Here is a 5,751-nt window from a genome sequence, read left to right as displayed (position 1 = left end):
TACCCAGATTTGTAAATTGTTCCCAAAAGAGCGCTGAATTAGTTTTCGGCAAATTTACTTTCGTAATTTGGGATAAACGAATAAACTTCACACGGAATAACAATGGAATCAATATGCCGAATGGAATAAAGGCTGCCACATTTCCTAGATCTACGAAATCCATCAGAGTAGGATGCAGAAAATCAGAAATCTTTGGCAAATGGTAGAACTCAATCGGAAAAAAAATAAAGGTGACCCCAGTCGTGCTTGCAGATGCACCTATTCTGCCGAAAGCGAAAAAAATAAAATATAGTATCAAAATAGTATAAAGAATAGTTACGGTAAAAATAACTGTACGTTTTTGTGGCAATGTTATTTTGCCCTTGGCAGTCATATAAAAACACCTCCTGAAACAGTGTATCAAAAGTCATGTTTAAAATACATGATTTACTATAACCGTTACAGATATCAATGGAACCTAAAAAAGATGACCCCTATTCAATACAGAGATCACCTTCTTAAGTCTGCCTAGCTTTTTTATGATTGTCCTTTACAAAGGGTACAGTTTAAAGAAGGAATGGCTCCTTTTTTGTGGAAATAATCGCACCTCTGGTTGTCTATCCGCTTCGTGGACAGGATTATCCTCCACACCGACTAAATATTTTTACGGTCAATTCCACAAATTTATTGACAGACCTGTTTTAGGACCATTTTGCACAGTGGCAAATCGTGCAGGAGTGACCCTGCCACCTTTTCTAAAGAGTTGATTCATAAATGGTAATGAGGAGTATTTCATAGTGCTGGAATCACTTTCTTCAAGTAGCTCGGCCTTATAAAAGTGTCTTTTACAAAGGGTACATTATAAATTTAAGGTCCTCTTCATAAATATATTTAGAATTTGAATCAAACGTTGCTCTTCTGCCATTCTTCTCGATTTAATTCTCCGTTTATTGCGGTTGCGGATACAGCGCCTGAAGCAGCTGCAACAATAGATTGGTGCAAGTGTGTAGTTGCATCCCCCGCTGCATAAACACCAGGTACACTTGTTTTTCCAAACTCATCGACTTCAATTATTCCTGTATCCGATATACGGCAACCAAGTGCGACTGGCAATTCCGATCCAATTACCAATTCTGATTTGAAGAAAATTCCTGTGCACGGAATTTCTGTTCCATCTTCAAGCTTAACATGGTTTACCATGCCCTCATTTGATTGGATTGAATGAATTGGCGTATTGAATACCGGGATATTATGTGCACGCAATTCTTCACGTTCTGCTTCACTCAATTCATCAGGACCATTTGTACAAACTACTAACTGCTTCGACCACCCAGAAAGCAATGGGACAAAATGCATTAATGTCGCTCCTCTGTTTATGACAACTAATTGCTGATCCCTTAGTTCCCAGCCATCACAATACGGGCATACAAACGCACTCTTACCATAGACCTCCGCCAACCCTGGTATATCAAGATCACGATCCTTCATTCCGATAGCAAACAACAGTTTTCTTGCGGCTATCTTCACCGCTGAAGCAGTTTCCAACAAAAATTGTCCATCTTCACCTACTATCAACTCGACTGTATCTTCCAAATGGGAAACCGACGGATACGTGCGAAGCTGTTCTTTTGCAATATTTCTAAATTCATGTGGGCTAATGCCATCACGTGTTAAAAAGGCATGAGCCTCTCTGGTGACTGCATTACGCGGTTGCCCCTCATCGATAATCAATGTCTTCTTCCTAGCTCGTCCTAATATAAGTCCAGCACTTAAACCAGCAGGACCTCCTCCAATAATAACAACATCAACTTCCTTCATGATTAACTCACTTCCTCTTATTAGATTAACTTTCCAAATGTGTATACGCCCAATAATTACTCTGTACATCTCATATGTTGTTAAGACCTAACCAGTACTACTGAAAATAACCATAATTCAGTTTATACTGTATTCTAACTGTGCTACGATGATTACATTACATGTTGGCATCACCTCCTTACATAAGAACTCATCCACTAGCTCATTTGACTTTTAAATAATTCGCACATCTTTGAAACACCATCGATAGGCGCTGATTTTCTCTGTATATGGATTTTTCAGTCATAAATCCCCAGTAAAATTCGATGACAGTTAGCGATATGAATATGCAGACTACGTACAGAAACTCCTCCTTAACTTTCGATTTTTTTCCTATAATCTTTCGGGGACATCGTTTTACAATACCGGATTAAAGATCGCTGTATCTTGAATCAACTTATACGGTACTTTTATACATGTTCATTTTTTGAATCTCCTAATTTTTTTATAATTTCATTAAAGATTTTAGAGATATATATTATCTATAATTGGTTGAAAGAATATGTGCTAGAAAACGATGTTCATTTCCTGCACAAGATCGGACATTTTTTTATTTCTCAAATGCTCTTCCATTTTTTCCTCTGCTGCCAATACTACTTTTTGAATCGGACAATCTGGCCCGTGATCGAAACTACAATCAAACAAAGAGGCTGATCCCTCAATCGCATGAATAATGTCAAGAAATGAAATATCTCCCCAATTTCGTTTCAGCCTGTATCCACCATTCACTCCTGTTATGGATTCAATCATACCAGCCTTTACTAGCTTGGTCAGTATCTTGGACAGATAAGTTGGTGACACCTTTTGCTTCTCAGCAAGCAGCTGAACGCCAACAGGTTTATCCGGAGTCGCTGCAGTAAGAAAAAGCATCGTATGTAGAGCATAATCTGTAGCCTTTGAAAACTTCATTCATCATCACCCTAATTAAGGATTTTATTTATCTATAATAACTTGAATGTTGTTAAACTCCAAGTATAATGCATGGGCTATTATATTATAGCAGCTAGTCGAACTTCTTGAAAATGCTCTAATCGTGACTATAAAACCCCATTTCTCTCGTTATGAATGGTAATGCTTCTCTTATATATTATTATGCAGACACATTACTACGATATTGTCAATCTATGCCCCCAACTTAATATAACAGCTTATAACCTATCCTTCTTTCTAATAATAGCTTGTAGAAATATTCTTTTAGTTCTTTTTTATAATTATTTATATATTTGGTTTGAAGGCTTCAATGATTTTCATACATTGTGAATTAAGTAGAGTTTTGGAATTTATTATTTGAAATAACAATTCTACGATGTAAACTCGATTTGTCTTTTCTGCTTATTTCATTCTAGCCTTGACTTTTATTAAATAGTCTATCAAATTTCAAGTAATGTAACATGTACTTTGCAAGTGTTATGATTGCAAAAATCAACATTAAAATTATTGTGATGGAAGCGCCTGGTGGTGTACCCAATTCATAAGAAGCGACTAAACCACTTAACATGCCGACAAGTGCAATGACCATTCCATTTAATATGACACCGTAGAAGCTTTTGCTTAAACGAAGCGATATAGCTGCAGGTAAAATGATAATGGCTGAGACAAGTAAAGCCCCGACAATCGGCATTATTACTGCTATTGTGACCCCTGTTAACACATTAAACAAAATCGACATCGTTTTAATAGGCAGGCCAGCTGTAAAAGCTGTTTCCTCATCAAATGTAAGAACATACATAGGTTTTCGATATATTAAATATAATAATCCGATAATTATCGTTAATCCTAGTAACATCCATATTTGTTCTTTGTGAATAGTAACAATAGAACCGAATAGAAATTGCGTTACACTTAATGTAATTCCACCAGCACTTATTTCCATCAGGACAAGCGCTACTGCCATTCCGACAGACATTAATATGGCAATCGAAATTTCAGAATATGTGCGATAAATTTGACGCAAAAATGCAAGCAGAGTTGCGATAATGATTACCACGAGAATATTGGTCCATGTCGGATTGATGCCAATTAACAGACCAAGCGCTACCCCAGATAACGAGACATGGGATAAAGTATCTGCCATTAGTGATTGCCTACGCAATACCAAAAACAATCCTAATATTGGAGTGATTAATGAGATTAAAAATGAAGCTTGGAAAGCTCTTTGCATCAATCCATAGAAAAACATCTCCAAGGTGAGTCCTCCTTCCGTATCAACTCAATGTGTTTATTAGCGTAGTGACGAATCTCTTCATGATCGTGTGTAACCATTAAGATACCCTTGTCATGCTCTGTACTATTGTGCTTCAATAATTTATAAAATTCATTACGTGAACGTACATCCATTCCAATTGTAGGTTCATCTAATATAAACAAATCTGGATCTGTTAAGAACACACGAGCAATTGATATCCGCTGCTTTTGTCCACCTGATAATTCCCCTATCTTTTTATGACGCATCTCCCACATTCCCACTGATTCAAGGGAACGACGAACATGCCCTTTATCTTCTTTATCTAACCTTTTAAACCATTTGCCTCTTTGAAAACGCCCTGACTGCACCAGTTCTAGTACAGTGCTCGGGAGATAGATGAGCTTGTTCAGCAATGTCTTTGATCGTGATGTCATCCAGCAGATGGGCTTCCATGTATTCGATTGTCTTTTGTAATGATTCTACCAGTGCCATATGGTTCACTCCTTTAATGGCATGTTACCTTATTAACTTCTCTAAATCCTGTCATTTTGCGCTCGATCCAGACAGTTGCCTTTACGTAATAAATCATACCAACATAAACCAAACAAATTAGTCAATTTTCATAACCTGTTAGCACAGCAAGTAGTCGATATTTTCTATATCTTTTTTTCAACTCATACCTTAACAATACATTGCCAGAATCAGAGGGAATACCCCGACCTCTCCGCTACTCAAATATGGGACTGGCTAAAGGAGCACGATCCGGAAATTGAAGTTGGGGAAAATACGGTAAGAAGCCGCATCCGGCCGCTGCGAAAGATGTACGGGAGCCCAAAGGAGGTGCAACAAAGGCAGTATGAAGCCGTTCCCAATCCCCCCCAATGGAACAAGAATCATGAATCCACTTTTCTAAAACTCATTTTTTGAAAGCATCGCAGTCAACAGATTCTTGATAGTTGATTCATTGCTTCATATTCTTTGTTTGATAACTCTAAAAGAATATCAGAAGCCTGATTTAGGAATAGTAATTCATGAGTCTCTCCAGCCTTATTAATAAGCTTAGATACCTCCTCCCACATAGGTGCGATTTTAGTAAATAGAATATATCCATTTTGTAAAGGAGTATAATCAACTATACTCAAACATTCTTTTAAGAAATCTCTATACATATTTCTAAATAGGGATTCTCCAGTTCCCCCTCGCTCCATTAGTGTGGCTGCTAAAACTAAATCATCCTCAATATTTTCACTTCTCTCAAACCACTTCTTAATCTCTACAATTGTTTTCTTAATACCTTTATAGCCCAAATTTTTGATAGGGGATTCTTATAATCTAAAGCGTTATTTTTGATTGCTGTTATAATCACAACCTTTAAATTTGGCATATCCTCTTTTTTCTTAATGGTATAAGACAGATTTTTTGAGACATTGGACCTTTTTCGTTTCTTGCCAATGCCAAATTTTCAAGACTTGTTTTTACCATTCCCCCCTGTTGCTTTGTATCAATCAGGTAGGCAAAACTGTCGTCATATCCATACATTGCCACATAATGACCAGCAAATTGTACCTTATTAGTGAAATAATCCAAGTAATAACTGTCAAGCTTTAAGTCTACTAAGCTTTTTGCGATGTTCCCTTTTTTCGTATATACCCGCAAAAAGAAAGCACGCTTTCAGAGGGCGGTGACAATGAACTTCTAATTTTAGAAGGCATATTTCAGAATATTCTATA

The 5,751-nt window shown here is 37.0% G+C and carries 7 protein-coding genes and 2 pseudogenes; 1 reads left to right on the top strand and 8 read right to left on the bottom strand.

The window, feature by feature from the left end; translation table 11 throughout:
- Positions 1-373, bottom strand: a 373-nt coding sequence (locus AB1L08_RS21405) for a VanZ family protein (protein ID WP_413066632.1), incomplete at its 3' end; no start/stop codon positions are given.
- A gap of 42 nt (positions 374-415) precedes the next feature.
- Here AB1L08_RS21405 and AB1L08_RS22635 point away from each other — a divergent pair.
- A pseudogene (locus tag AB1L08_RS22635) lies at positions 416-511 on the top strand (hypothetical protein); the annotation flags it as partial.
- A gap of 371 nt (positions 512-882) precedes the next feature.
- On the opposite strand, the gene AB1L08_RS21395 reads toward AB1L08_RS22635, so the two are convergent.
- The 7 genes and pseudogenes from AB1L08_RS21395 to AB1L08_RS21365 form a co-directional block, all read right to left on the bottom strand.
- Positions 883-1,797 (bottom strand): NAD(P)/FAD-dependent oxidoreductase, encoded by a 915-nt coding sequence (locus AB1L08_RS21395; protein WP_220156905.1) that lies wholly within the window; start codon positions 1,795-1,797, stop codon positions 883-885.
- 546 nt (positions 1,798-2,343) lie between these two features.
- Positions 2,344-2,745 (bottom strand): Rrf2 family transcriptional regulator, encoded by a 402-nt coding sequence (locus AB1L08_RS21390; RefSeq protein ID WP_041846871.1) that lies wholly within the window; start codon positions 2,743-2,745, stop codon positions 2,344-2,346.
- 433 nt (positions 2,746-3,178) lie between these two features.
- On the bottom strand, positions 3,179-4,021 hold the full coding sequence (locus tag AB1L08_RS21385) for a metal ABC transporter permease (RefSeq protein WP_413066631.1): 843 nt from the start codon (positions 4,019-4,021) through the stop codon (positions 3,179-3,181).
- Positions 3,997-4,410: pseudogene (locus AB1L08_RS21380) on the bottom strand (metal ABC transporter ATP-binding protein); the annotation flags it as partial. The pseudogene AB1L08_RS21380 and the gene AB1L08_RS21385, both read right to left, overlap by 25 nt.
- On the bottom strand, positions 4,352-4,513 hold the full coding sequence (locus AB1L08_RS21375) for a helix-turn-helix transcriptional regulator (RefSeq protein WP_018705595.1): 162 nt from the start codon (positions 4,511-4,513) through the stop codon (positions 4,352-4,354). The pseudogene AB1L08_RS21380 and the gene AB1L08_RS21375, both read right to left, overlap by 59 nt.
- Positions 4,514-4,959: 446 nt before the next feature.
- Positions 4,960-5,337: a DUF4872 domain-containing protein gene (locus AB1L08_RS21370; RefSeq protein ID WP_326168750.1), complete on the bottom strand. Its 378-nt coding sequence runs from the start codon at positions 5,335-5,337 to the stop codon at positions 4,960-4,962.
- A 55-nt stretch (positions 5,338-5,392) separates the two neighbouring features.
- The gene (locus AB1L08_RS21365) at positions 5,393-5,677 is read right to left on the bottom strand and encodes a BtrH N-terminal domain-containing protein (protein ID WP_413066630.1); all 285 of its coding nucleotides are present in this window, start codon (positions 5,675-5,677) and stop codon (positions 5,393-5,395) included.
- Between the last annotated feature and the right edge of the window lie 74 nt (positions 5,678-5,751).

It is taken from the genome of Siminovitchia jepli, assembly GCF_047228825.1.
Classification (GTDB): Bacteria; Bacillota; Bacilli; order Bacillales; family Bacillaceae_C; genus Siminovitchia.
Note: the sequence above shows the minus strand (reverse complement) of the source record. Positions and strands in the feature narration are given on the sequence as shown.

Excerpts from the sequence above, each read along its gene's own strand:
- AB1L08_RS21395 (WP_220156905.1), bottom strand. The coding sequence starts at position 1,797 with ATGAAGGAAGTTGATGTTGTTATTATTGGAGGAGGTCCTGCTGGTTTA.
- AB1L08_RS21390 (WP_041846871.1), bottom strand. The coding sequence starts at position 2,745 with ATGAAGTTTTCAAAGGCTACAGATTATGCTCTACATACGATGCTTTTT.
- AB1L08_RS21375 (WP_018705595.1), bottom strand. The coding sequence starts at position 4,513 with ATGGCACTGGTAGAATCATTACAAAAGACAATCGAATACATGGAAGCC.